Origin of the sequence: Yoonia sp. (genome assembly GCF_036007805.1) — a bacterium.
Taxonomy (GTDB): domain Bacteria; phylum Pseudomonadota; class Alphaproteobacteria; order Rhodobacterales; family Rhodobacteraceae; genus Yoonia.
The window spans coordinates 1-22,450 of record NZ_DASYOK010000357.1; the positions used below are offsets into that span (position 1 = coordinate 1).

Consider the following 22,450-nt stretch of genomic DNA (forward strand, 5'->3'; position numbering starts at 1 on the left):
TTTTGCCCGGCCCGGTCGCTGTGATCCTGCCTGATGATTTAATCCTCGGCAAAGGCTGCATTGGCGAAATGATCGAGGCTTACGCGGCGGGCGCCAGCGGCCATCTGGTAGCGACAATGCCGGTCGCGGCTGAAGAAACCAGTAAATACGGTATCCTGTCGGTCACCGGACAAGACGCCAATCTGCTCAAAGCAGATGGTATGGTGGAAAAGCCGGTACCCGAAGATGCGCCATCGCTTGATGCGGTTGTCGGGCGCTATGTGCTTGATCCGTCGATCTTTGATGTTCTGGCAACCCAGCCGCCCGGTGCTGGCAATGAAATCCAGCTGACAGATGCGATCAATACGGGCGCAGGCACGGTAGGCTTGGCAGGCTTGCGCTTCTCGGGCGAACGTTTCGATTGCGGCGCCAAGGCGGGGATGCTGCGCGCAGTTCTGCACATCGCGTCACAGGATCCCGAATATGACGCGGTGCTCAGCGAATATCTGGCCGCCGCCAATCCGTCCTTGGCCGCCTGACAAGTGACGGCCTTGATGCGGGGCCTTTCCTATCCCCCCATCATCGCCAGCCTGCGGGCAAGCCTGTCGCGTTCCTCAATCAGATCCAGAACAAGGGCCACGCCCGCCACGTTCAGCCCCAGATCACGCATCAGGCGTGCGGCTTTGCGGGCGCGGGCGATGTGCTTGGGTGCGAATTCCCACTCGGGTGTCGCTTCTGCGACTGGTGTGACAACACCATGTTCGACAAGCTTGACCACCCAATCTGCATTTGTGTCGCAGAACATCGTCAGTTCTGACAAGGATAGCGTTTCGATCACTTCAACATGTGTGCTGCGAGGACTAGCTTTTTTCATTGCACTATACTCCTAGTTTCGATCGGGGATTGTAGGGCTGCGCCTTGGCCAACTGCTGATAAAGGTCACGGGCCTCTGGTGAGAGTTTGGACGGGTTCACGATTTGCAGGATCGCGTAGAGGTCGCCTTTTTGCGCGGCGGCCATCCCGCGGCCCTTTAGCCGTAACTTCTGGCCCTGTCGCGCATCGGGCGGAATAGTCAGGTCAACTGTGCCTGTCGGGGTTGGCATGGGAACTTTCCCACCCAGCGCGGCCTCCCACGGGGTGACGGGCAGGGTCACGTAAAGATCGCGCCCGTCGATTGTATAGATGGGATGGGGTCGAAAGCTGACCTCGATCAACAGGTCGGCACCCTCCGCGCCCTTGCCTTTCAGGCGAAGGTTCTGGCCGGGCAACACACCTTTTGGGATCGTCAGATCAATCCGGCGGGTTTGCATCGTCACATGGCCGGTTCTGTCGATCTGCGGTGACTGCAGCGTCAGGGTCTTTTTTGCGCCAGAGATCGCATCCTCAAGCGCGATTTCGATCGCTGCGTGCTGGTCGCGCGGCATGTCTCCACGGCCAAACCGATCGCCAAAGAAATCACGGAACATGTCAGGGTTCACATCGCGTTCGTCAAAGGCAAAGCCACCTTGCCAGCGATCATCCTGTCGGGTGGTCTGCTCTGGTCGTGGCTGGTCCCACGATGCGCCAAAGCGGTCATAGGCCGCCCGCTTTTCCGGATCGCTGAGCACATCATTGGCTGCTGCTGCCGCTTTGAACTTTGCATCGGCTTCGGGCGAGGCATTTACATCCGGATGATATTTGCGCGCCATCTTCCGGTAGGCGCGTTTGATCTCATCCGCCGAGGCGTCGGGGCTAACACCGAGCGCCTTATAGAGTTCTGTATCAGCCATTTCACCGTCTCACCTGCGTTGCTGTATTTATGCACAGGGATGGGCAGTTCCGGATTGACTAATCTCAATCCTACTTCGACGGTGTGGCCTAGGGTGAGGCAACTTTAACAAGAGGTCCGCTATGAAAAACGCCACATTTTTTGCCCTGCAAGGCCCTGACGGCACACCCGCTGATCTTGCGTCTATCGTTGATGCCGCCGAGGCGCATAGTGGACGTCTTAGTGTGCTACATGTCGGTGCGGTGCCGATTATGACCTATGCAATTGCCGCAACCCCTTATGGGATACCCGTCATTCCCGAAGGATGGCTTGGTGAGCGTAACGAAATGAACGAAAGGCTTGCCGCCCGCCAAGAGGAAATGCGCGCCTATCTGACACGCGAGAGTTTGACAGGCGAGGTTGCAACGCTTTGCGCCGAACCCACGGCATTGCACGATATTGTCGCGGTCCGGTCGCTGTTTGCCGATGTCAGCATTGTGATGAATTCCTTGCGGGATGATGAAACGGCCTTCCATGACATCGTCTATGGTCTGCTTTTCAAGGCACCCGGTCCGCTGATGTTGAATGTTGAGAAAGGCAGCAAAGCGCTCGCACCTGAAAATGTGCTGCTCGCGTGGGATAGCAGCCTTCCGGCGGCACGTGCAGTGCGCGCGGCCCTGCCATTCTTGAAAGCCGCCAAAGAGGTCACGATTGCAACCTTTGATGCCGACACGTCGCGCTGGGGTGACGGGGAAAACCCTGGATCTGATCTGGCCACGTGGCTTAGCCACCATGGGTGCACGGTCACGGTGCAGGAATACGTCACCGGCAGCAAATCTGTTGCAGAGGCGATCCTGTTCCGGGCGCAGGAAAAGACGGCTGATCTTATTGTGATGGGCGCATATGGACGCAGCCGTTGGAACGAACGGCTCTTTGGGGGCACGACTGAATCGATGATTGCACAGCAAAACTGCGCGGTGCTGTTGTCCCACTAAGGATTGAACGTTGGTTCATGGGCACTGCGCGATCACCCGCAGTGCCCTTTATTCAAGGCTGCTGCGCTGGATGATTTCTGCGCCTGTCATCAGTTGATCATTCGGGTGGGTCACCACGGTCATTCCGCGGTCCAGCCCTTCGAGAACTTCCGCAAATTGCGTATTCTGCCGCCCGATAGAGATGATTTGCTCTGTGACAATACCGTTTTCGGCACGAAACACGGCCCAGTCGCCGCGCCGTTTGAAGAGCGCGCTCAGAGGAACCTGGACAGCATCATCTGTCTGCCATTCCGTGATGCGCAGAAACACAGCAAAACCATCACCCAACCCCACCCTTTCGGCAGCGGGTGTCGTGATGTCGAAAATCACATCAAGACGTTGCTCGTCTATTCCCAGCGCGGAAATCTTGGTCTCTGCTGCCGGTGAAATACGGGCCAGCGTTGCCGCAAGAGCGATATCACCTCCCCAGCGCTCGACGGTGGCATTTGCGCCGGTTTGAAGGCGCACTGCGTCAGAGGATAACAGATCGGCCACAATCTCAAGCTGGGCAGGATCGCCGATCCGCAAGAGCGGGGCACCGGTGGCGACGGGGTGTTCGCTGATGCTTGCGATGCTCAGGACCACGCCATCAGCTGGAGCGTAGATTTCAAGACAGCAACTTGCATCCACCTCTGCCGCCGATTGCGGGCTTTGCAGCATCGTGGCGGCGCGGGCCAGCGTGCTGTTGGCCATATTGATCCGCGCCTCGGCGGCCTCGACCGTGGTTTGGGCGACAGCAAGCTTTTGCAGCGCATCCTCCAACCGCGTGAGCGAGGCCACGCCGCGTTCGACCAGTGTTTGTGTCCTTTCATACTGTGTCTGTGCCAGCGCGCGATCCTCTTGCGCGCGCGCCAGATCCGCCTCTGCGACATGCAGCGCGGCCTCGGCTTCTTGCACGGTTGCTTGCGCCTGAAGCAGGCTGCGGCTGTCCAGTAACCCCGGGGTGGCGGGCTGGACGACGGCGATCACGGTCTGTCCGCCGATCACCCGGTCACCCACGGCCACAGGAGAACGCAGCGCAGTGCCGTTGATGGGGCTGGATACATCGTAGATATCCTTGATCCGTGTGACGCCATCGGCGTTGATCGTCACCGCCAAAGGGCCGCGCGTGATCGTGTGCAGATCCACTGGCACAGGGTCTTCTTGCAGGGCGACATAACCCATCCCGAGCATGAGTGCGGCGCCAAGGCCGACCAATCCGATGGTACGCGGTTTCCAGGACATTGGTTACTCCCTTACTTTCATGGCAGAAACGAGGTTTTGCTTGTCCAGCCTGCGCCGTACCAGCATCACAGAACCAAAGCTGGCCAGTAGAACGACAAAACTGGCTTTGGCATAGATCGCCGGGTGTATGACAAGCGGCATGTTATAGAGGTCGCTGGAAAAGCTGTTGAACATGCTGGCCGTAATCAGCGTCCCGATCCACCAACCCAAGGGCTGCGCCAGAACCGACAGCAACATGGTTTCACCGATCAGGATGTAGGACACCTCGGCGCGGGTAAAGCCAAGGATGCGCAGGCTGGCCAGTTCGCGGGATCGTTCAGACAGTTGAATTCGGGCCCCGTTGTAGGTCACGCCGATGGTGATGAGCAGGGCAATCACGATATAGATCGTATTCACAACGCCGATATTCTGCGCGATCGTTTCGGAAAAAGAGCGCCGCGTATCTGTCATCATGACGATGCCTGCGAGGCTGGGAATCTCCTTGAGCCTGCGGTGCAGGTCTATGACCTCGGTATCGTCCAGTGACACGTTGATCAGGGAAATGCGCGGAGATTGCCGCAATAGCGCGTTGACGTATTCCAGATCCATATAGGCGCCCAGACCAAAGTACTGCGCGATGATATCGGTCACGCGGACTGCGTGCGTTTCCTGCCGCCCTCCAAGGAATTTGGCATCAACCGTATCCCCGATCCCGATATCCAGTTGCGCGGCAAGCCGTTCGGTCAAAACCACCCCGCCCGGCGGCACGGCGATCTGCTTGCCGTCCTTGTCGATCACGCGGCTGAGGTCGCTGTCGGGGCGGCCGGCTTGGATGACCGTCCGCTTTTCGTGGTTGCCGTTACTCAGGATCACAGGGTGATATTGTTGCCCTTCTGCCTGCAAAACCGCTGGCAGGTCGGCGGCAGTAGACAGGACAATTTCAGGCATGTCATGCGACAGGATCAGCATGCCATCCTGTCGCGCGCTTTCATAAAACGCGCTGTCGACAATCTTGTTCAGGGAATAGGTGAAAAACGAGGGCGACACCACGGTCGAGACCGCCAGTGCAAGCCCCAGCAACGTCAGCCCGCTCCGCACAGGCCAGCGGATCAACGACCGCAGGATCATGATCGTCGGTTGCGATAGACGCATGGCCGCCATCGCGCGGTCGATCCACGAGCGTTTGAACTGCGGTGGTGCGGGGGGCTGCATCGCAATGGCGGGGGCAAGACGCGCGGCCTTTATGGCGGCCTGTGTGGCCCCCAGTGTTGTGGTCAGCATTGCCGCCATGCCAGAGGCCGCATAGACCCAAAGCGATGTGCTGAAGATCAAGAACGGAAAGTCGAAATATTCGGCGTAGAGCAACGCCATCTGGCGTGCCAGCCATCCACCTACAAGCCAGCCGATACCTATCCCGACCACCGCAATCAGCACCGCGAGCATCAGGTAATGCAAACAAACCTCAAGGTTGGAATAGCCCACCGCCTTGAGCAGGCCGATCTGGCTGCGTTCAAGTGCAATGATCCGGCCCATGACCATGCTGACCAAAAATGCCGATATCCCGAAAAAGATCGGTGGCAGCACCGTCGCCATATTGCGCAACTGTTGTATTTCGCTGTCGATGAAACTGTGTGAGACCTGTAAATCCCGCCCGTAAGCGCCCAATGATCCGTAAGGTTCAAGCAGCCGGTCAACAGCGTCGATCACGTTTTCTTCGCGCGCGCCCTTGCTCAGTTTCAGCGCGACATCGTTGAACGCCCCCGTCATATCAAAGGCAGCGGCCACAGCCGCCTGTGGCATCCACAAAATGCCAAAAGTAGCGTTGTCCGGCATCAAGGCACCGGGACCGATGGTGTAGATAAACTCGGGCGATTGCGCCGTGCCGGTGATCGTCAGTTGCCGCTTCTGGCCGTTGAGATTGGCAAAAAAGAAATCACCAAGCTGAAACCCGTTGGCGAGCGCAAAATTGTGGTTGACCATCACCTCATCGGTTGATGTCGGATCGGGCAAACGGCCTGATTTGAGAAGCGGCACATTCAGCCGTGGCGCGCCATCTGGCGGCAGTGACAGGATTTTCCCTGTCACGCTGACCATGCTTCCGGGCACATCCAGAACGGCGCTGCCAACGGTGCGCGTCTCAACCGCCCAAACCCCTTCAATCGCGGCAAGTTCTGTCACCAGTCTTTCTGGTGCACGCTGTACGGCGCTAAAGACATCGGCAAAACGGTTGCGCTCGTAATAGGTGTCGCGGGTATCGCTGAGCGATTTGTACATCCCCAAGGCGGTCAGCAGGATCGCCACGCCGCAGGCCAGCACCAGGGCGATGGCGAGTGCCTGTTTCCAGAGGCGCGAAAAATCGCGGAGCAGTTTGCGGTCAATCGCCTGCATCACCAGACGATCTCTGAGGGGGCAAGGCGCGTTTCGTTTGTGTGCACGCTGCTGATTTTCCCGTCGGCAAACTGGATGACCCGGTGCGCCATGCGCTGGATTTCTGCGTTATGGGTGATGATGACTGTGGTCGTGCCAAATCGGGCGTTGATGTCCTGCAAGACCTCCAGAACCTGCACACCCGTGGCACTGTCCAGCGCCCCTGTCGGTTCATCGCAAAGCAAAATCTCGGGGCGTTTGGCAATGGCGCGGGCGATGGCGACCCGCTGTTGTTCGCCGCCTGACATTTCGGAGGGGAAATGGTCCATCCGGTTGGCCAGACCGACAAGTGCCAGCGCCTCTTCGGCGGGCATCGGGTCGGGCGAGACATCGGTGACAAGCTGGACGTTTTCGCGCGCGGTCAGGCTGGGCACCAGATTGTAGAACTGGAACACAAAGCCCACATGATCGCGCCGATAACGGGTCAGCGCGCGGTCGGGTATGTCGGTAAGCTCGGTATCACGAAACCAGACACGCCCTGCCGTCGCGTGATCCAGACCACCAAGGATGTTGAGCAAGGTTGATTTGCCACTGCCCGACGGCCCCAGAAGGACGGCCATTTCACCTGTGTAGAGCTCAAGATCAACACCCGCGAGGGCAAATACCTTCACGTCGCCGGTCTGATAGACCTTCGTGACACCTTGGGTCCGAAAGACGATTTCTGGTGCTTCTTGGCCCATAGGGTTTGATCCTGACTTGGGGGATACTGCCAAGACTTGCCCCAAAAAACATTGATCAAAATCAATTGGTGCAGCCGGGCCCAACCTAGAATGAACGCAGGAAACGGCGGGCTGTTCCGGCGCGCCGCATGCGCAAAGGAATGTCATATGTATTCGAATGTAGGTAGGATCGACCGGCTGTTCCGTCTTGTGATCGGTGCGGCGCTGATTGCGGCACCATTGATCAATTTCATGGGCCTAGGTACAAGCGCCACCCTCAGCTATCTGATGATCGCAATCGGTGTCATTTTGGGCGCCACTGCCGTGTTCGGCATCTGCCCGCTCTACAGGTTGATAGGCGTTTCGACGAAATCCTGAGGCGGCTTTGCGGCAGGGCTTTCAGGCAGGACGTCAGTTTCAAGGAGAGCGAATATGGGACTGGTAACAGATAAAGTCGCCTTGGTGACTGGCGGTGCGGCCGGGATCGGGCGCGCCACGGCCAAGACATTCGCCGCCGAGGGCGCAAAGGTTGTTGTGTCTGACGTCAATCAGGAGGGCGGGGCAGAGACCGTCAGAATGATTGAAAAAGCAGGCGGGACAGCGCTTTTTGTTGCGGCTGACGTCTCAAAGAAGGCGGATGTTTCCGATCTGATCGCCAAGACAGTTGCGGCTTATGGCAGACTTGATTGCGCGGTGAACAATGCGGGGATCGAGGGCAAGATTGCGCCGTTTGCCGCGCAATCAGAGGAAAACTTTGATGCGATTATCGGCGTAAACCTGAAAGGCACCTTCCTGTGTTTACAGGCCGAGATAGCCGCGATGCTTGAAACGGGGGGCGGTACGATTGTGAACCTGTCCTCAATTGCGGGACTCATCGGTTTTTCGGGGCTGTCGCCCTATGTCGCCTCCAAGCACGGTGTGATCGGCCTGACCAAGAACGTAGCACTTGAATACGCGACCTCCGGTATCAGGGTAAATGCAGTCTGCCCCGGTGGCGTCGATACTAGAATGCTGGATTCTCTGGCAGAACAGGCCACGTCGGGCGCGCAATCCTCAACAGATATGATGGCGCCCCTGCATCCGATGGGTCGTATTGGAACACCTCAGGAAATAGCGGATCTGATCGTATGGCTGTCTTCGCCGCGTGCGGGGTTCATCACGGGTACCGCAATCCCGATTGATGGCGGGTATGTGGCGCAATAGTCCGAGATACATAGTTTGCGCGCTAAAGATTTTTCCCAAAAACCGATTATTTGACATTGCTCAATCGCGCCCCGCCAAGGGCGCGATACGTTGCCGATGAAGGTGAGGTTCCAGAATGTTCACATCCGCGATCAGGCTATTTAATGTGGGCGGCTTTGAGATAAAGCTGGACCCAAGCTGGTTCTTGATTGCAGCTCTGATCACATGGTCGCTTGCGACCCAGTACTTTCCTTTAGTGCTCCCGGGTTTGGCTGACACGAGCTATGTGTTCTTGGCCATCTTCGCGATGCTTGGGTTCTTTGCCTCGCTGTTGTTGCACGAGCTGGCCCATTCGGTCGTTGCCCGTAGCTATGGTGTGCGGATCAAAGGGATCACGCTGTTCCTGTTCGGAGGTGTGGCCGAGCTTGAGACCGAAGTGCCCTCTGCAAAGGTCGAGTTTCGCGTCGCCATTGCCGGCCCCGCGATGAGCATTGTTCTGGGTGTTCTCTTCTGGATGTTGGCGGGTGTGTCGCAGGCGGTAATGATCTCTCCTGCCTTGCCGAGCGTTCTGACATATCTTGGCACGGTGAACATCGTGATTGCAGTGTTCAATATGCTGCCCGCATTTCCAATGGATGGTGGCCGCGTCTTGCGGGCCTATCTTTGGGCGCGGCGCGGCGACCTGCTTAGCGCGACACGGACCGCTGCGACATCGGGCAAAATTCTGGCCTATGGCCTGATTGCCTTGGGGGCCTACACCGTCTTTCTGGGCGCGGCAACCTCAGGGCTTTGGTACATTCTGATCGGTTTTTTTGTGCTGGCTGCGGCACGGTCCGCATATCAGAACCAGTTGATGCAAAGCACGTTTGAAGGCAAGACAGTCTCCGCCGTCATGATCAGAGATCCCATCGTTGTCTCTCCTGATCTGACACTGTCGGAATTCGTCAATCAGGTGATGTTGAAATACCGTGTCAGCTTTGTTCCGGTTATTGCCGATGGCGTGTTGATCGGACAGATCGACAAAGATGTTTTGTCTGCCATTGACCGCGATCATTGGACCAATACGCGCGTTGGTGATGTCTTTGCCGGCCTTGATGTTGCAGTCACGGTCCGACCGGATATGGCGGTCCGTGCGCTGCTGGAGCTGATTTCCCAGACCGGTGTGCGCAAGTTTATGGTAGTTGATGATCACAAACTGCTGGGCGTGGTCACCTTGGCCAATCTGATCGGGTATTTGCATCGTGCTGAGGATGCTATCCAGCAAAAATCAATTTAGGGCCAAGTGCCCTTGCCGTGCCGCGCCCGCTTGACCGCAATCAGCGCCCTGCCCACGAAGAAGCATTGCGCCGAATGCGATCAGCAGTGACGGGCGTTAACCCGAGATTGGCGCCATGCAATCTGCGGCATCAAGGGTCAGCACAGGGTCATCTGGTCCGCATTCCTCACCTGAAAGGGGGTAGGTTCCTTCCCGTGCGCAACTGGCCAGAAACAAGATCATCAGTAATGGCATAAGTTTCATAATGGACCTCTTTCCATATGTGTCTGCAGCGCGCACACTAGCTGCGGATGCAGGTGGGTGATTGATGTTTATCAACAACTTGTGATTGCGGTCTTTGACCTTGATCAACACGCCTTGGATCGTGCCGACATAGAAAGTGGAAATGAACACTCGCGGATCGCGCCCAGCCGACAAGACCAACGCCCCGCAAATGAACTTTGTGGATGGTGTCCTTGTACTGGAGGGGGATTTCCTGATCGGATCTGTGGAAGGCCTGCTGGCACAGCAGGGTCAGGCGGAAACGATTGATCTCAGCGGTGTCACACGGCTTGATACAGCAGGTGCATGGGCCGTTGTGACGCTGGAACGCCGGATGCAGGCCGCTGGCGGGATGCCAAAGATCACCGGCGCGACATCCCTGCAAAGCGATCTGATCGCGACGTTGCGCGAGAATATGCCTGAAACTGACGTCCCCGTTGCACCGAACAGATCGGTCGCCGACAGGCTCGAACAGGTGGGGCGGTCTGCCTTCAGCGCATTTCAAAAGACAATGGCGATTATTGGTTTTCTTGGCCGTGTTGTTGTGACGATTGCAGGGCTGATCGTGCGGCCCGCGCGGATCAGGTGGACCGCCATTGTGCACCACATGCAGCAGGTGGGGCTGAACGCCGTCCCGATTGTGTCGTTGATGGCCTTTTTGATCGGTGTCGTGCTGGCTTTTCAGGGGGCAGCGCAATTGCGCCAATTCGGAGCGGAGGTGTTCGTCGTTGATCTGATCGCGATCTCGATCTTGCGTGAGCTCGGTATTCTGCTGACAGCGATTATCGTGGCGGGACGGTCCGGTTCTGCGTTTACCGCCGCGATCGGTTCGATGAAAATGCGCGAAGAGATCGACGCAATGCGCACTCTGGGGCTTGATCCGGTTGAGGTTTTGGTCGTGCCACGCGTGATCGCCCTGATGATCATGTTGCCGGTTCTGGGGATCATCGCCAATTTTGCGGGATTGATCGGCGGGGCGCTGATGTCATGGATTGAACTGGGCGTGTCTCCGGGCGTGTTCCAGTCCAGATTGGTCAGCAATACCGGTGTTGAGCACCTGTTCGTGGGGCTCATCAAAGCACCGTTCTTTGCGCTGATCATCGCCATTGTGGGCTGCTTCGAAGGGATGCAGGTTAAGGGCGACGCCGAATCCTTGGGGCATCTGACCTCGACCTCTGTAGTGCTGGCGATCTTCCTTGTCATCGCCGCAGACGCGCTGTTTTCCATCTTCTTCGCCGTGTTGGGGATTTGATGGACGAGGCACCTATCATCAGCGTTCGCGGCCTTGTCACCCGTTTTGGCAAGCATACGGTCCATGATGGTCTTGATCTTGATGTGCGTCAGGGCGAGATCATCGGGATCGTAGGCGGATCAGGGACCGGTAAATCGGTGCTGTTGCGTGCCGTCGTGGGGCTGCTGAAACCTGCTGACGGGCAGATCACCGTCTTTGGCGAAAACGTCCGCGATACCAGTGCCGAGGACTATCGCCGCCTGCGCCGCCGCTGGGGTGTGATGTTTCAGGATGGCGCGCTGTTTTCATCGCTGAATGTGCAACAAAACGTCGAGGCGCCCATGCGCGAACAGCTTGCGCTTTCGCCAGAAACCCGCGAGGCACTGGCCGCGATCAAGGTGCGCATGGTGGGTTTGCCAGATGACGCGCTGCAAAAGATGCCTTCCGAACTTTCCGGGGGGATGCGCAAGCGGGCCGGTTTTGCGCGCGCGATAGCACTTGATCCCGAGATTGTTTTTTTGGATGAACCGACTGCGGGATTGGACCCTATTGGCGCGGCGGCCTTTGATAAATTAATTGCGCAATTGCGCCGCGCATTGGGTTTGACGGTGTTTCTGGTCACACATGACCTTGATAGCTTGCATGCAATCTGTGACCGTATCGCGGTACTGGCCGAAGGCCGCGTGCTGGCCACGGGGACAATGGCGGAAATGCAGGACGTTGATCACCCTTGGGTGCAGGCGTACTTCAAAGGCCCGCGCGCCCGCGCCGCTTTGGCACAAAAGGAAACCATCTGATGGAAACCCGTGCGAATTTTATCATTATCGGCCTGTTTACTTTGCTGGGAATTTTGGGCGGTCTGGGGTTTTTCCTGTGGTTGGCCAGCGTGCAGATCGACAGGCAGTACGCGCAATATGGCGTCCTTTTTGACAATGTGTCTGGCCTCGATCAATCGGCAGAGGTGCTGTTCAACGGGGTTTCTGTCGGTAGAGTGACAGGCATCCGCATCTGGGAAAACGACCCCAGCAAAGCCTATGTCGCGGTGGAAATTGACGCCACTACCCCGGTAGCCGTTGATACAATCGCGCGGCTGGAATCCCAAGGTGTGACCGGCGTGGCCTATATTGCGCTGTCAGGCGGCGCGCCCGGCGCGCCGGTCATCCCGCTGGATGGAGACGAGGTACCGATTATCCCCTCGCGGCAATCGACCTTTCAGTCACTTGTAAGCAGCGCGCCCGATCTGATCGCGGATGCGTCCAGAATTGTCTCGCAGCTTGAGCAACTGACGGGCACGGAAAATCAGGAGCGTGTGCGCAGTATTCTGGAAAACGTTGATAATGCCACCGATGGTCTGGAACAGGCGCTGACGGATTTCTCTGATATTTCCGAAACCTTGCGCGCGGCGACCGCGCAGGTCACAGGCTTTGTCACTGAATTCGACGGGTTGGGGAACAGCGCAAGGGCGACGCTGGACGCCGCTGACGGGTCTTTTGCTACCATCACCGAAACCTTTGACAATGCGAACACGGCTATCGAAAATCTTGGCCCCGCCATTGATCAGGCCAACGCCGCGATTGCAGCCATCAATACGCTGGTCATCGATGATTTCGCCCCTTTGGCCGATGATCTGCGCACGACGCTGGGCAATGCGGATACTGCCCTTGCCAGTGCTGATCAGGCTTTTGCGCGCGCGGATGGTTTGATGGTGGATGATCTTGGCCCCGCCTTGGCCGAGACCCGTGCCGCGCTGACCGATTTGGCCAGTACTGTCGCCACCGTGACAGATGATGTGCCCGCAATCATGGCTGATCTGCGCGCTGGCGTTGCCGAAGCGCGCGGCGCGATTGCCGCCATCAGCCCCGGTATGCGCGACTTTGGCGCGTTGGGCGGCGAAGCACGTGCCGCTGTCCGTGCCTTGAACGACCTTATACGCCGCATCAACCAGGACCCCGCAGGCTTTGTGCTGGATAACCGCGTTCCCGAATACCGGAGGTAAGACCGATGACCCTGACAAGACGGACCTTTACGTTGGCGACACTTGCCTTGCCCGGTTGCACGGCACTGGGAGTACTCAATGACGCGGCCATGCCGCTAGATACCTATGCCCTGCAGCCTGTCAGCATCGCCGATCAGACAAGGCGATCATCGCGGACGCTTCTGGTGCTTGAGCCAAGCGCCCCTGCCGCGATCGCCACCGACCGGATATTGATCAAGCAGGATCCGCTCTCTGTAGCCTACCTGCCTGATGCGCGCTGGGCCGATACCCTGCCGAAGATGTTCCAGACGGTCCTGATCCAGTCAATTGCGTCGAGTGGGCAGATCGGCTTTGTGGGCGCACAAGGGGCGGGGCCTTTGCCTGATGCGGTGCTCCTGACGCGGATGGATGCCTTCGGGGTTGATCGGCAAGTGGATGGTCGTTTTGTGGCGCAGGTGTCGTTTGAGCTGACTGTATTGCGCGACCGCGACCAACGGGTGTTGGGCACACAGCGGTTTGCGACGACTTTAGCGGTTCCCGATGATCAGGCCGATACAATTGCACGCAGCTTCCAGCAGGCGCTTGAAGTGCTCTTGCCGCAGGCGCTGCCATGGGTCGCCGCACGGGTGGGGTGAACCGAACAAGGGCGGTCGCCCTAGGGGGCGGGCCACAAATCGCGTAACTCTTGTGGCAGGCACGCGCGGACATCTTCCACCTCGCCCCGCGAAATATGGGCATTGATGACGTTGAAGACGGCTTTGATGTCGTTTGGTCCCTGATAGTCGATCACATCGCCGACCTGCGCATCAACTGCCGCGATGAAATCCGCGGCGTGACGTTCCTGAACCGGCGTCAGCTTTGGCTGCCAGCCTTCAAAGAACATGCCGCGCACAAGCATCGGTAGCTGCGCTGAAAACTGTGCCATTTCATTGACCGGAAGATGATCGCGAACTTTGGTCAATACGGTGCGCAGCAAGCGCAGTACTTCGCGTTCGTTGGTCCAGCCGGTGCGTCCGGCCAGATCGTTCACCCATTCATGCGCCTCATGGGTCGTGCGTTCAAAGACGTGGATCATCCGGCTCATCACATTTTCCTTTCCATCAGGTTCCTGGGCAAGTGGTAGCTCATGGCGCCGGGCCGGAATTGATCAAAATCAAAGCACCCCGAAGGCGAAGCTGGCATAGCTGGGATGTCTCGGTTGGGGGCGTAAGACGTGTGCCCGACCCTATAACGATGGAAGGATAGGCACGTGGCTCTTGAAGAACGCAAAGCACAGATCGAAAGCCGGATTGCAGAGCTGACCGCGCATATGCAGAAGATTTCTGACGATCTTGATCAGCCCCTTCCTGCCGATCTTGAGGATCAGGCGATTGATCTTGAGGACGACGAAGTCCTGAGTAGCCTTGGCCTGAGCAATCAAAAAGAGGTAAGGCTTTTGAACGATGCGCTGAAACGGATCGCAAAGGGCACCTATGGCATTTGCGCTGAATGCGGTGATGACATTTCGCCGGAACGTCTGGATGCCGTGCCCTACGCCGTCACCTGCCGCAAATGTATGGGATAGGATTGATTTCGATCAATGAAGGCGCTGAGCCATCTATATATTCAAATTTCATAATGTATTTATGAGGAGAAACTGATGACTTATCCTGTTGATATGACGATCAAACCCCATGTGTCGCCCTTCTTTGACGAGGCGACAAATACGATCAGCTATGTCGTGTCGGAACCTGATGGTGATCATTGTGCGATTATTGATAGCGTTCTGGACATCGACTATGCTGCGGGCCGTCTGACCTATGGCAGCGCCGATGCGCTGATCGCAGAAGTCGAGCGGCGCAGCCTGAAGCTCGACTGGATCATCGAGACCCATGTGCACGCCGACCACCTGAGCGCGGCCCCCTATATCCAGGAGAAGCTGGGCGGCAAGATCGGTGTCGGTGAGAAGATCACAGTGGTGCAGGACACCTTTGGCAAGATCTTTAACGCAGGTACGGAATTCCAGCGCGACGGATCGCAGTTTGATGCTTTGTTCAAGGAAGGCGACACCTATCAGATCGGGAATATGCAGGCCTTTGTCATTGCCACGCCGGGGCATACGCCTGCCTGTATGGTGCATGTCATCGGTGATGCCTGTTTTGTCGGTGACACGCTCTTTATGCCTGATGGCGGGTCCGCACGCGCCGATTTCCCCGGTGGTGACGCGGGTACGCTTTATGACAGTATCCAGAAGGTGCTGGCCCTGCCTGACGATATGCGTCTTTTCATGTGCCATGACTACGGCCCAAATGGCCGCGATATAAAGTGGGAAACCACTGTCGCCGAGGAAAAGGCCCATAATATCCATGTCGGCCATGGCAAGACGCGCGATGAGTTCATCAAATTCCGCACCGAACGCGATGCAACGCTGGATATGCCCCGACTGATCATTCCGTCGCTACAGGTGAACATGCGCGCTGGCGAAGTGCCGAGAGATCAGGACGGCAACGAGATGCTCAAAGTGCCGTTGAACCAGCTCTAGCCGAGGGCACGTGGCGTGATCGTTCCAAGAAACAACCCCGTCCAGTCAATCCGGACGGGGTTAGTTTCGCTCTGCTGGCTACGAATGCCGTCTAGACGGGGGTGTGCTTGGTCTGGCCTTCGACGATCGGCATCATATCCATCCCCATCTTGATCAGCTTGCCTGTCTCAAGGGTGTATTGAGCATAGGTCTTTTCGAGGAACCGCATCTGCACTTTCTGCAATTCTTCGGCGGACTTGCATTTCAACAACTCACTTTGGGTCTTGGCATCTTCGCGGATCCGGTCCGCAACAAAATTTGCAACCTCGCTGTTGATTTCGGCAACCTTGTCAAACCATCCGGTATGCATCAATCCCAAGGGATAGAGGCCCGCATCCTCGAATTGTTTCATCCATGCCTTACCCATTGTGAGCAGTGTATCGTCAGCGGCAGTCTCATTTTCTGATTTCGGCATCATCTGTTCCCCTTGTTTTCTACTGGACGCATTTTAGCGCATCACAACGAAATCGGCGTTGACATGTATCAACTTTGACAGCGCGCGCGCTTGAAATGGGCGCGGGATCACTGCTTAAACCAGCATGATTTCACTCAGATGATTAGGTAGTTCAGTCAGCGGGATATGTGTCAGGTCTTTGGGCACCTCGGCGCGCAAAGCAGATTTGACTTTTGGCGTCAGCGCCTTGCGCAGGATACCCAGCATTGCGGGAGAGGCCACAAGAACAAGACGCTCAAATTCGTCTTGATCAAGCGCAGACTCAAGATAGGAAACAATGTCATCGGCAAAAGCTGCCATCGCGAGCCCTTTCAGATCGGGCTCGGAGATGTTGCCACGGTTTGGTCCAACGGGTGCGTTTGTCATTCCAGGGGCATCGGATAGTTCGGTGATCGGCGGGGCTTCCAGCCCTTTGGTGCTGTGGCCGTAGATCCCTTTTCCTGGGCCATCATTGACAGCTATCCGCACATGTTTGGAATCCGCCAATACGATCCATGTTTTATGTGGTTTCATCGCCATTTCTCCCGTGAGTTTCGGGCAATTTATGGGCACGGCGCTGGGTGCGGTTGATTTTTCTCAATAATGGGGGTCACTCTGCGTGAACACTCCGTGTGGAAAGGCAGACCCTGATGAGCGATGACCAACGTGATGCGCTTTTGTTCATGGCCCTGCTTGATGCAATGCCCGATGCGGTTCTTGTGAGTAATGCTGAAGGCGTAATCATACAGGCTAATCCCGCCGTCGGACGCCTCTTTGGCCATGATCCTGCGGAATTGATTGGCGAAAGCGTCAATATCCTGATGCCGCAAGCGCTCGCGGATCGGCACAATGGTTTTATGCAAAACTATCTGGATACCGGCAACGCGCGGATTATCGGGTTAGGGCGTACTGTCGAAGGGCTGCGGCGCGATGGCACCGCCTTTCCGTTGCATTTGTCCATCGGGAAAGCCGAGCAGGCCGGGCAGATCTACTTTATCGCGATCCTGCACGACCTAAGCAGACGCAAGGCAGCCGAGGACGCCTTGGCGCGCTCTGCCCGCGTCGATGCGATCGGCCAGATGACCAGCGGAATCAGTCACGATTTCAGCAATATCCTGACCGTCATTATTGGTAATCTTGAGCTGTTGGAGGCAAGGATCGACGGCGAGGACAATAAGGCGATCCTGACTGATGCGGCCGAGGCAGCGCATTTGGGTGCCGAACTGACCGCGGGGATCAGTGCATTTGCACGCACCAAAATCACGCATTGCGATCCAATCGACGTGAATGAGGCCTGTGATGCGGCCACGGTCCTGATCCGGCGCACCTTTGATCCGCAGTATGACATCAGCTTTGAACGCGGCGATCCCTTGCCGATTGTCCTCACGGATACCACGCAGTTGCAATCAGCACTGATCAACATCGCGCTGAACGCGCGTGACGCTATGCCTGATGGCGGCAAGTTGATTATCCGGACAGAGACCGTCCTGATAGATGACACTTATGTGGCACAGGAACTTGATGTGGCGCAGGGCCATTATGTCCGGATTTCGGTGACCGATACCGGCATCGGCATGGGGCCGGATACGCAACAAAAAGCGTTCGAGCCGTTCTTTACGACCAAACCTATCGGGCGCGGAACCGGACTTGGGCTTGCGATGGTTTATGGCTTTGTGCGGCAATGCGGTGGCCATGTTGCGATCTACAGCGAAATTGGCCTTGGAACGACGGTCGCGCTGTATTTCCCGATCTTGGGTGAAGCCCCTGTCATGCGCCAAACCGCCGGAGGAAGCATCCGCCGCCATGCGGCGCAGGGGCAATCCGTCTTGGTGGTTGAGGATAATCCTCAGGTACGCCGTCTGACTGTCGCGCGGCTCAAGGAACTGGGCTATTTCGTTGATGAATGCGGTTCTGGCGATGATGCAGCCGAAATATTGCGTCAGAAAGACACGATAGACGCGGTGTTTACGGATGTTGTGATGCCGGGAGAGCTGGATGGACTCGCGCTTGCGCGGCACATTGTGGCGACCTACCCTCACATCCGTATTTTGCTGACGTCAGGCTATGGTGAAGATATCCTGAACGCCAAGCAAACCGAGACAAATCTGCAAATCCTGCGCAAGCCCTACCGTCAGTCGGAACTGGCCAATGCGCTTTCGGCGCTATTCGATGGTGGATGATTCTCACAGTCCCGGACGTCGCATGTGAACGAATATCCGATCCCGCGGATGGTCGAGATTAACCGCGGTGATGCGGGGTTGCGTTCGATCTTTTTGCGCAGACGGGCAATCTGGTTGTCGATGGTGCGGTCAAGCGGCGCATAGCTTTGTCCGCCTGTCAGATCCATCAGTTGTTCGCGCGACAGCACGCGCTTGGGGCGGCGCAAAAAGACCTCTAACAACGTAAATTCGCCACTCGTGAGATCGACCAAGTCATGGTTACGGTCCAGCAGTTTCATCTCTGCAGGCATGGCGACCATGTCGTCGAATACCCAACACGGGCTATCAGGTGGTGTCAGTGTGGGCTTGGGCGTGCGGCGTGACCGGCGCAGGATTGTTTTGACGCGTGCAACCACTTCGCGCAGATGAAACGGCTTTGAAATATAATCATCCGCACCAATCTCGAGACCGACGACACGGTCAATCACGTCACTTTTTGCAGTCACCATAATGATCGGAACAGAGGATGTCTGGCGAATGGCCTTGGCCACGTCCAAACCGTCATCTGGACCCAGATCAAGATCCAGCGTCACAAGATCAACCTGACCCTCAGCAAGCGCCTGAAGCGTGGCCGCTTTATCGCCAGCCTCGCGCACCTCGCTGCCCTCACCTTCAAAGCAACGGCGCAGCAAGGTCCTGATCTTTGGGTCGTCGTCGACGACCAGAATGACAGCGTTTTTCATGAACGGCCTCCGTTCCTTTCTACAAATGGAAAGTAAGGACTCGGCTTAAAGTAGCATAGCAGTTTTGTGGCGATGATACAAATTGATACAATTTGATACGACCACGGCGGCAGGGACGATACGAAAGGGGGATAGGTTTACTGCATTGCACAGAAGGAAGCTGCCATGTACGTGACCGCCTCGCCGAGCATCGAAGACGACGTAATCGTCATTCCATCCCGTAAACGATCCATAGCAAGACAAGCGACGGTGACGATCAAACCGGGCAAACATCTGTTTCTTGAGGATGATCCCGCTGACCTGATTTATGAAGTTGCCAGCGGAGTTTTACGTCTGACCCGGATCATGGAAGATGGCCGACGGCAGGTCATCGCCTTTGGATATCCCGGCGACACCGTCGGCTTCCCGAGCAATGGGCGCTATCACACAGACTGCGACGCGCTTGTGCCGACAACATTGCACGTGCACCGCCGATCAGACCTTGAGAGTGCCAAGGGTGATCCTGAACTGCATCTGCGCCTTCTGCGGGCTGCTTTGCGCGAGATCAGCGGGATGCAGGACCACTTCATGATGCTGGGCCGCAAATCCTCGATTGAGAAACTGGCGTCTTTCCTGACGGTGCTTAGCGCCCGCGTAGGCGAACCGCTTGGGGAGTATACACAAATCGCCTTGCCCATGACCCGGGCCGATATCGCGGATTTTCTGGGCCTGACGACGGAAACCATCAGCCGCACGTTCACGCAATTGCGCAAGTCGCAGATCATTGCGATCGACCATGTGAATACCGTGGTTATTCTTAAACCCGTCGCTTTGCGCGCGATTGCGCAGGGCGGCAGCGACTAGTCCCCAGTTCCCCCCGAAACTTCCGAGGCCGCGCTTATGCACGCGGACCTCGGTTTTTTTGGGCCAGTCAAAACTGCCGCCGCCAGTTTTCCCTTCTGATTGAGCAATGTCAAAACCGCTCTGCCCGGCCCCCGCTAAACTGGGTGTGACGCGTCAATGCGCTTCACTGACGAGAGTAACCTGTCGCGCCGGGTATTCCGGATGCAACAGCTGAACTGGAGGATATCTCATGACCATCCGCACCATCCTGGTTTGCCTGACCAGCACAGGCTCAGCGGCAGAACTCTTGCGGTCGGCAGCGGTTCTTGCACGGCGGGACAATGCTCATGTGATCGGGCTTTATGTGACGGAATCTTTGGTGGTTTACCCAGGGATCGCGATGCATATCCCCGAAGTGACCTTTGGAAAATTTGTGGCAAGCCAGAAGGCCCATGCCAAAGAGGTCAAAGCCATCTTTGATACCTTTTCAAAGTCCGAGGATTTCCCAACCGAATGGCGGCAAATCGACAGTGAGAGCGGCTTTTTGGCGGACAGCATCATTGCCAACGCCCGCTTTGTCGATCTGATCGTGATGGCGCAAGAGGATGATGGCGAAGACCGTCCCGTCATCAATAACCTGCAAGAGCGGGTCATCAAAGAGAGCGGACGCCCCGTGCTTGTAATCCCGCGCGGCTACACAGCCGAAAAACTGGGCGAGACTGTCTTGTTGGGCTGGAGCGATACACGCGAGGCGACACGGGCGCTGCATGACATGATGACGTTGGTCAGTGCGGATGCCAGTGTGCGGGTTCTGCGTGTCGGCAAAACTCCCGGCAACACTCTGGCAGATCATACCGCCATTGATCTTGCTGCCGCACTCAGCCGGCATGGCCCCAGTGTCGAGATTGTACATCGGGAAAAAGACGGTGAAACGGTCCCTGACGTGTTGGCACAGGAGGCCTTTGAGATGGGCGCGGATATGATCGCCACGGGCGCATTCGGTCATTCGCGCGCCTATGATTTCGTGATCGGCGCAGCGACGCGGCACCTGCTCCGCGATGCCAAGTTGCCGGTGATGTTCTCGAAATAGGTATGCGTCCTGACCCTAGGCAATATCCGCCCAGATCGGCAGATGGTCCGAAGCCATCCGCGCAAGCGGGCTCTGGTCGACCCCTGCATCGCGCAGCGTCAGACCATTGGACAGCGCCAGCCTGTCCAGTGCCGCAATCGGACGGGCGGCGTGAAAACTTCGACCGGGGCTATGCAGGTCAAAGCCCTCTTCCAGCGCTTCAAAGCCGCGCGTCACAGCCCATTCGTTCATATCGCCAATGATAGCCACCTTTTCGCTCTGGCCTAACCCTGCCACGATAGCGCGCAATTGGCGGCGGCGGGACTGGCGCAGCAATCCCAGATGCACCCCAACGATTGTGAAGCCGTTCTCTAGCGTCACCGACACAGCGCCACGCGGCTCTGCACCCGGCAAAGCAATCTGGCGGGCTGTTTTCACTGCAATACCACGCCGGATCAGAACCGCGTTGCCGTGCCAGCCAAGGCTGACATCATTGGCGGCCAGCGGAACGACATCAAAATCGGTTGCCTGTGCGATCAGGTTCTTTGGCACTGCTGTAGGTCGATCACCAAGACGGCGGTCCGCCTCTTGCAGGGTGATCACATCCGCGTCGAGCGCATTAATCACGTCCAGCACGCGCCCCGGATCACGACGACCGTCAAGACCGCGTGCCTTGCGGATGTTGTAGCTTGCGAGCCGGAGGGGACGATCGTTGTGGGTGTGTGACATAGGCTCGATATAAGTATAAACTGCCGTCAAAACAGAGGTCGGACCTGTGAAAGTGGAACTTAGCCAACAAGGATATCTGGTGCGCGGCCTCTGGGTCCTCTTGGTTCTGGCAGCGGCAGCGGCAGCGTTCGAGGGGCGCTGGGAGCTCACATTTGTAGCTCTTGCCACACTGGCATTGGCTTTGGCACCGCTTTTCTTGGCCCATTGGCTCGATATCACCCTGCCGGTCCCTTTCGTCGCTGCGATCACGATTTTCTTGATCGCCTCAATCGTCATGGGCGAGGTGTTCGAATTTTATGAGCGGTTCTGGTGGTGGGATATTGCGCTGCATGGCTCATCCGCCATCGGCTTTGGCTTGCTCGGGTTTATCTTTGTGCTGATGATGTTTGAGGGTGACCGCTTTGCTGCGCCGCCTTGGGCGATGTGTCTGATGGCTTTCGGTTTGGCGGTGACTGTCGGGGTTTGTTGGGAGATTTTCGAATTCGCGATGGACCAATGGTTCGGGTTCAACATGCAAAAATCAGGACTACAAGACACAATGGGCGACCTGATTGTCGACGTCATCGGCGCGGCTTTTGCCAGCTGGCTTGGGTATGTTTATCTAAGGGCCAAAGATCCGTCATTCTGGACATGGCCGATCGACCACTTCGTGGCGTTGAACAAAAAGCTGTTCCGCAAACACAGGTAATCGCGTGACTAATGGTGACCCCGGCAGGATTCGAACCTGCAACCTGCCCCTTAGGAGGGGGCTGCTCTATCCAGTTGAGCCACGGGACCACTCGAAGTGTTGAATGCATCGCTTTGCTGAGTTGGTCAACTGTCATGCGGTTCTGGCTTTTGTCTCAAAGCGCCGCTAACAATAGAAGAAACCACACACGGGACTTTTCATTTGACGAACAAACCAAGACGCCCACTGACCTTGCGCGATGTCTCCGAAGCATCCGGGGTAAGTGAAATGACC

At 57.0% G+C, this 22,450-nt stretch carries 26 protein-coding genes and 1 tRNA gene; 15 read left to right on the forward strand and 12 right to left on the reverse strand.

Annotated elements, in window-relative coordinates; translation table 11 throughout:
* Positions 1–518, forward strand: a 518-nt coding sequence (locus VGP75_RS18635; protein WP_327545084.1) for a sugar phosphate nucleotidyltransferase, incomplete at its 5' end; no start/stop codon positions are given.
* Between the two features lie 29 nt (positions 519–547).
* On the opposite strand, the gene VGP75_RS18640 is transcribed toward VGP75_RS18635, so the two are convergent.
* Positions 548–853, reverse strand: coding sequence for a chaperone modulator CbpM (locus tag VGP75_RS18640; protein WP_327545085.1), 306 nt, complete (start codon positions 851–853; stop codon positions 548–550).
* Positions 854–857: 4 nt separating this feature from the next.
* A complete protein-coding gene (locus tag VGP75_RS18645) occupies positions 858–1,748 on the reverse strand; it encodes a DnaJ C-terminal domain-containing protein (protein ID WP_327545086.1) in 891 nt (296 codons plus the stop codon).
* A gap of 121 nt (positions 1,749–1,869) precedes the next feature.
* Here VGP75_RS18645 and VGP75_RS18650 point away from each other — a divergent pair, with 121 nt between their 5' ends.
* Entirely contained in the window at positions 1,870–2,721 is an 852-nt protein-coding gene (locus tag VGP75_RS18650; RefSeq protein WP_327545087.1) for a universal stress protein, read from the forward strand.
* Between the two features lie 48 nt (positions 2,722–2,769).
* On the opposite strand, the gene VGP75_RS18655 is transcribed toward VGP75_RS18650, so the two are convergent.
* Genes VGP75_RS18655 through VGP75_RS18665 form a run of 3 tightly spaced genes read right to left on the reverse strand, consistent with a single transcriptional unit; the run spans position 2,770 to position 7,070 of the window.
* Positions 2,770–3,984, reverse strand: coding sequence for an efflux RND transporter periplasmic adaptor subunit (locus VGP75_RS18655; RefSeq protein WP_327545088.1), 1,215 nt, complete (start codon positions 3,982–3,984; stop codon positions 2,770–2,772).
* Positions 3,985–3,987: 3 nt separating this feature from the next.
* A complete protein-coding gene (locus VGP75_RS18660; RefSeq protein ID WP_327545107.1) occupies positions 3,988–6,351 on the reverse strand; it encodes an ABC transporter permease in 2,364 nt (787 codons plus the stop codon).
* The gene (locus VGP75_RS18665) at positions 6,351–7,070 is read right to left on the reverse strand and encodes an ABC transporter ATP-binding protein (protein WP_327545089.1); all 720 of its coding nucleotides are present in this window, start codon (positions 7,068–7,070) and stop codon (positions 6,351–6,353) included. Before VGP75_RS18665 ends, VGP75_RS18660 begins: the two co-directional genes overlap by 1 nt.
* Before the next feature lie 147 nt (positions 7,071–7,217).
* On the opposite strand from VGP75_RS18665, the gene VGP75_RS18670 reads away from it, so the two are divergent.
* The 3 genes from VGP75_RS18670 (at position 7,218) to VGP75_RS18680 (ending at position 9,507) form a co-directional block, all read left to right on the forward strand.
* Positions 7,218–7,427: a YgaP family membrane protein gene (locus VGP75_RS18670; protein WP_327545090.1), complete on the forward strand. Its 210-nt coding sequence runs from the start codon at positions 7,218–7,220 to the stop codon at positions 7,425–7,427.
* 54 nt (positions 7,428–7,481) lie between these two features.
* Entirely contained in the window at positions 7,482–8,252 is a 771-nt protein-coding gene (locus VGP75_RS18675) for an SDR family oxidoreductase (RefSeq protein ID WP_327545091.1), read from the forward strand.
* Between the two features lie 115 nt (positions 8,253–8,367).
* Positions 8,368–9,507, forward strand: a complete 1,140-nt coding sequence (locus VGP75_RS18680) for a site-2 protease family protein (RefSeq protein ID WP_327545092.1) — start codon at positions 8,368–8,370, stop codon at positions 9,505–9,507.
* Positions 9,508–9,603: 96 nt separating this feature from the next.
* Here VGP75_RS18680 and VGP75_RS18685 read toward each other — a convergent pair whose 3' ends face one another.
* A complete protein-coding gene (locus VGP75_RS18685; protein ID WP_181417076.1) occupies positions 9,604–9,750 on the reverse strand; it encodes a hypothetical protein in 147 nt (48 codons plus the stop codon).
* Between the two features lie 142 nt (positions 9,751–9,892).
* On the opposite strand from VGP75_RS18685, the gene VGP75_RS18690 reads away from it, so the two are divergent.
* From VGP75_RS18690 to VGP75_RS18705, 4 genes are read left to right on the forward strand one after another with little or no spacing between them, the layout of a single operon-like run.
* A complete protein-coding gene (locus tag VGP75_RS18690) occupies positions 9,893–11,020 on the forward strand; it encodes an ABC transporter permease (RefSeq protein WP_327545093.1) in 1,128 nt (375 codons plus the stop codon).
* Positions 11,020–11,796 carry an ABC transporter ATP-binding protein gene (locus tag VGP75_RS18695; protein ID WP_327545094.1) on the forward strand — a complete coding sequence of 259 codons (777 nt, stop codon included), beginning with the start codon at positions 11,020–11,022 and terminating at the stop codon, positions 11,794–11,796. Before VGP75_RS18690 ends, VGP75_RS18695 begins: the two co-directional genes overlap by 1 nt.
* Entirely contained in the window at positions 11,796–12,995 is a 1,200-nt protein-coding gene (locus VGP75_RS18700; RefSeq protein ID WP_327545095.1) for an MlaD family protein, read from the forward strand. The genes VGP75_RS18695 and VGP75_RS18700 overlap by 1 nt, the downstream gene beginning before the upstream one ends.
* Before the next feature lie 5 nt (positions 12,996–13,000).
* Entirely contained in the window at positions 13,001–13,609 is a 609-nt protein-coding gene (locus tag VGP75_RS18705; RefSeq protein WP_327545096.1) for an ABC-type transport auxiliary lipoprotein family protein, read from the forward strand.
* Between the two features lie 20 nt (positions 13,610–13,629).
* Here the strand turns inward: VGP75_RS18705 and VGP75_RS18710 are convergent, their stop codons facing one another.
* Positions 13,630–14,058: a DUF2267 domain-containing protein gene (locus VGP75_RS18710; protein ID WP_327545097.1), complete on the reverse strand. Its 429-nt coding sequence runs from the start codon at positions 14,056–14,058 to the stop codon at positions 13,630–13,632.
* Between the two features lie 165 nt (positions 14,059–14,223).
* Here VGP75_RS18710 and VGP75_RS18715 point away from each other — a divergent pair, with 165 nt between their 5' ends.
* Together VGP75_RS18715 and VGP75_RS18720 are read left to right on the forward strand one after the other, a co-directional pair.
* Complete coding sequence (locus VGP75_RS18715; RefSeq protein WP_327545098.1) at positions 14,224–14,538, forward strand: TraR/DksA family transcriptional regulator; 315 nt, start codon at positions 14,224–14,226, stop codon at positions 14,536–14,538.
* A gap of 72 nt (positions 14,539–14,610) precedes the next feature.
* A complete protein-coding gene (locus VGP75_RS18720) occupies positions 14,611–15,495 on the forward strand; it encodes an MBL fold metallo-hydrolase (protein ID WP_327545108.1) in 885 nt (294 codons plus the stop codon).
* A 91-nt stretch (positions 15,496–15,586) separates the two neighbouring features.
* Here VGP75_RS18720 and VGP75_RS18725 read toward each other — a convergent pair whose 3' ends face one another.
* Together VGP75_RS18725 and VGP75_RS18730 are read right to left on the reverse strand one after the other, a co-directional pair.
* Positions 15,587–15,949, reverse strand: a complete 363-nt coding sequence (locus VGP75_RS18725) for a hypothetical protein (RefSeq protein WP_327545099.1) — start codon at positions 15,947–15,949, stop codon at positions 15,587–15,589.
* Positions 15,950–16,063: 114 nt separating this feature from the next.
* Positions 16,064–16,501, reverse strand: a complete 438-nt coding sequence (locus VGP75_RS18730) for a host attachment protein (protein ID WP_327545100.1) — start codon at positions 16,499–16,501, stop codon at positions 16,064–16,066.
* 116 nt (positions 16,502–16,617) lie between these two features.
* On the opposite strand from VGP75_RS18730, the gene VGP75_RS18735 reads away from it, so the two are divergent.
* Positions 16,618–18,147 (forward strand): PAS domain S-box protein, encoded by a 1,530-nt coding sequence (locus VGP75_RS18735; RefSeq protein ID WP_327545101.1) that lies wholly within the window; start codon positions 16,618–16,620, stop codon positions 18,145–18,147.
* Here the strand turns inward: VGP75_RS18735 and VGP75_RS18740 are convergent.
* Positions 18,099–18,869 (reverse strand): response regulator, encoded by a 771-nt coding sequence (locus VGP75_RS18740; protein WP_327545102.1) that lies wholly within the window; start codon positions 18,867–18,869, stop codon positions 18,099–18,101. The two genes, VGP75_RS18735 and VGP75_RS18740, sit on opposite strands and share 49 nt — an antisense overlap.
* 165 nt (positions 18,870–19,034) lie before the next feature.
* Here VGP75_RS18740 and VGP75_RS18745 point away from each other — a divergent pair, with 165 nt between their 5' ends.
* Both VGP75_RS18745 and VGP75_RS18750 read left to right on the forward strand, forming a co-directional pair.
* On the forward strand, positions 19,035–19,712 hold the full coding sequence (locus VGP75_RS18745; RefSeq protein WP_327545103.1) for a helix-turn-helix domain-containing protein: 678 nt from the start codon (positions 19,035–19,037) through the stop codon (positions 19,710–19,712).
* 229 nt (positions 19,713–19,941) lie between these two features.
* Positions 19,942–20,781, forward strand: a complete 840-nt coding sequence (locus VGP75_RS18750; RefSeq protein WP_327545104.1) for a universal stress protein — start codon at positions 19,942–19,944, stop codon at positions 20,779–20,781.
* Positions 20,782–20,796: 15 nt separating this feature from the next.
* Here VGP75_RS18750 and VGP75_RS18755 read toward each other — a convergent pair whose 3' ends face one another.
* On the reverse strand, positions 20,797–21,489 hold the full coding sequence (locus VGP75_RS18755) for an endonuclease/exonuclease/phosphatase family protein (RefSeq protein ID WP_327545105.1): 693 nt from the start codon (positions 21,487–21,489) through the stop codon (positions 20,797–20,799).
* 52 nt (positions 21,490–21,541) lie between these two features.
* Between VGP75_RS18755 and VGP75_RS18760 the strand changes: the two genes are divergently transcribed.
* Positions 21,542–22,177, forward strand: coding sequence for a DUF2238 domain-containing protein (locus VGP75_RS18760; RefSeq protein WP_327545106.1), 636 nt, complete (start codon positions 21,542–21,544; stop codon positions 22,175–22,177).
* Between the two features lie 12 nt (positions 22,178–22,189).
* On the opposite strand, the gene VGP75_RS18765 is transcribed toward VGP75_RS18760, so the two are convergent.
* A tRNA-Arg gene (locus VGP75_RS18765) sits at positions 22,190–22,266 on the reverse strand.
* Positions 22,267–22,450 lie beyond the last annotated feature (184 nt).

What these genes read in the sequence shown, in the direction of transcription:
- VGP75_RS18735 (WP_327545101.1), top strand. Translation starts at nt 16,618, where the DNA reads ATGAGCGATGACCAACGTGATGCGCTTTTGTTCATGGCCCTGCTTGAT.
- VGP75_RS18690 (WP_327545093.1), top strand. Translation starts at nt 9,893, where the DNA reads ATGAACACTCGCGGATCGCGCCCAGCCGACAAGACCAACGCCCCGCAA.
- VGP75_RS18675 (WP_327545091.1), top strand. Translation starts at nt 7,482, where the DNA reads ATGGGACTGGTAACAGATAAAGTCGCCTTGGTGACTGGCGGTGCGGCC.
- VGP75_RS18695 (WP_327545094.1), top strand. Translation starts at nt 11,020, where the DNA reads ATGGACGAGGCACCTATCATCAGCGTTCGCGGCCTTGTCACCCGTTTT.
- VGP75_RS18660 (WP_327545107.1), bottom strand. Translation starts at nt 6,351, where the DNA reads ATGCAGGCGATTGACCGCAAACTGCTCCGCGATTTTTCGCGCCTCTGG.
- VGP75_RS18710 (WP_327545097.1), bottom strand. Translation starts at nt 14,058, where the DNA reads ATGAGCCGGATGATCCACGTCTTTGAACGCACGACCCATGAGGCGCAT.
- VGP75_RS18645 (WP_327545086.1), bottom strand. Translation starts at nt 1,748, where the DNA reads ATGGCTGATACAGAACTCTATAAGGCGCTCGGTGTTAGCCCCGACGCC.
- VGP75_RS18680 (WP_327545092.1), top strand. Translation starts at nt 8,368, where the DNA reads ATGTTCACATCCGCGATCAGGCTATTTAATGTGGGCGGCTTTGAGATA.
- VGP75_RS18740 (WP_327545102.1), bottom strand. Translation starts at nt 18,869, where the DNA reads ATGAAAAACGCTGTCATTCTGGTCGTCGACGACGACCCAAAGATCAGG.
- VGP75_RS18640 (WP_327545085.1), bottom strand. Translation starts at nt 853, where the DNA reads ATGAAAAAAGCTAGTCCTCGCAGCACACATGTTGAAGTGATCGAAACG.
- VGP75_RS18650 (WP_327545087.1), top strand. Translation starts at nt 1,870, where the DNA reads ATGAAAAACGCCACATTTTTTGCCCTGCAAGGCCCTGACGGCACACCC.
- VGP75_RS18750 (WP_327545104.1), top strand. Translation starts at nt 19,942, where the DNA reads ATGACCATCCGCACCATCCTGGTTTGCCTGACCAGCACAGGCTCAGCG.
- VGP75_RS18685 (WP_181417076.1), bottom strand. Translation starts at nt 9,750, where the DNA reads ATGAAACTTATGCCATTACTGATGATCTTGTTTCTGGCCAGTTGCGCA.
- VGP75_RS18670 (WP_327545090.1), top strand. Translation starts at nt 7,218, where the DNA reads ATGTATTCGAATGTAGGTAGGATCGACCGGCTGTTCCGTCTTGTGATC.
- VGP75_RS18700 (WP_327545095.1), top strand. Translation starts at nt 11,796, where the DNA reads ATGGAAACCCGTGCGAATTTTATCATTATCGGCCTGTTTACTTTGCTG.
- VGP75_RS18730 (WP_327545100.1), bottom strand. Translation starts at nt 16,501, where the DNA reads ATGAAACCACATAAAACATGGATCGTATTGGCGGATTCCAAACATGTG.
- VGP75_RS18705 (WP_327545096.1), top strand. Translation starts at nt 13,001, where the DNA reads ATGACCCTGACAAGACGGACCTTTACGTTGGCGACACTTGCCTTGCCC.
- VGP75_RS18725 (WP_327545099.1), bottom strand. Translation starts at nt 15,949, where the DNA reads ATGCCGAAATCAGAAAATGAGACTGCCGCTGACGATACACTGCTCACA.
- VGP75_RS18665 (WP_327545089.1), bottom strand. Translation starts at nt 7,070, where the DNA reads ATGGGCCAAGAAGCACCAGAAATCGTCTTTCGGACCCAAGGTGTCACG.
- VGP75_RS18755 (WP_327545105.1), bottom strand. Translation starts at nt 21,489, where the DNA reads ATGTCACACACCCACAACGATCGTCCCCTCCGGCTCGCAAGCTACAAC.
- VGP75_RS18655 (WP_327545088.1), bottom strand. Translation starts at nt 3,984, where the DNA reads ATGTCCTGGAAACCGCGTACCATCGGATTGGTCGGCCTTGGCGCCGCA.
- VGP75_RS18745 (WP_327545103.1), top strand. Translation starts at nt 19,035, where the DNA reads ATGTACGTGACCGCCTCGCCGAGCATCGAAGACGACGTAATCGTCATT.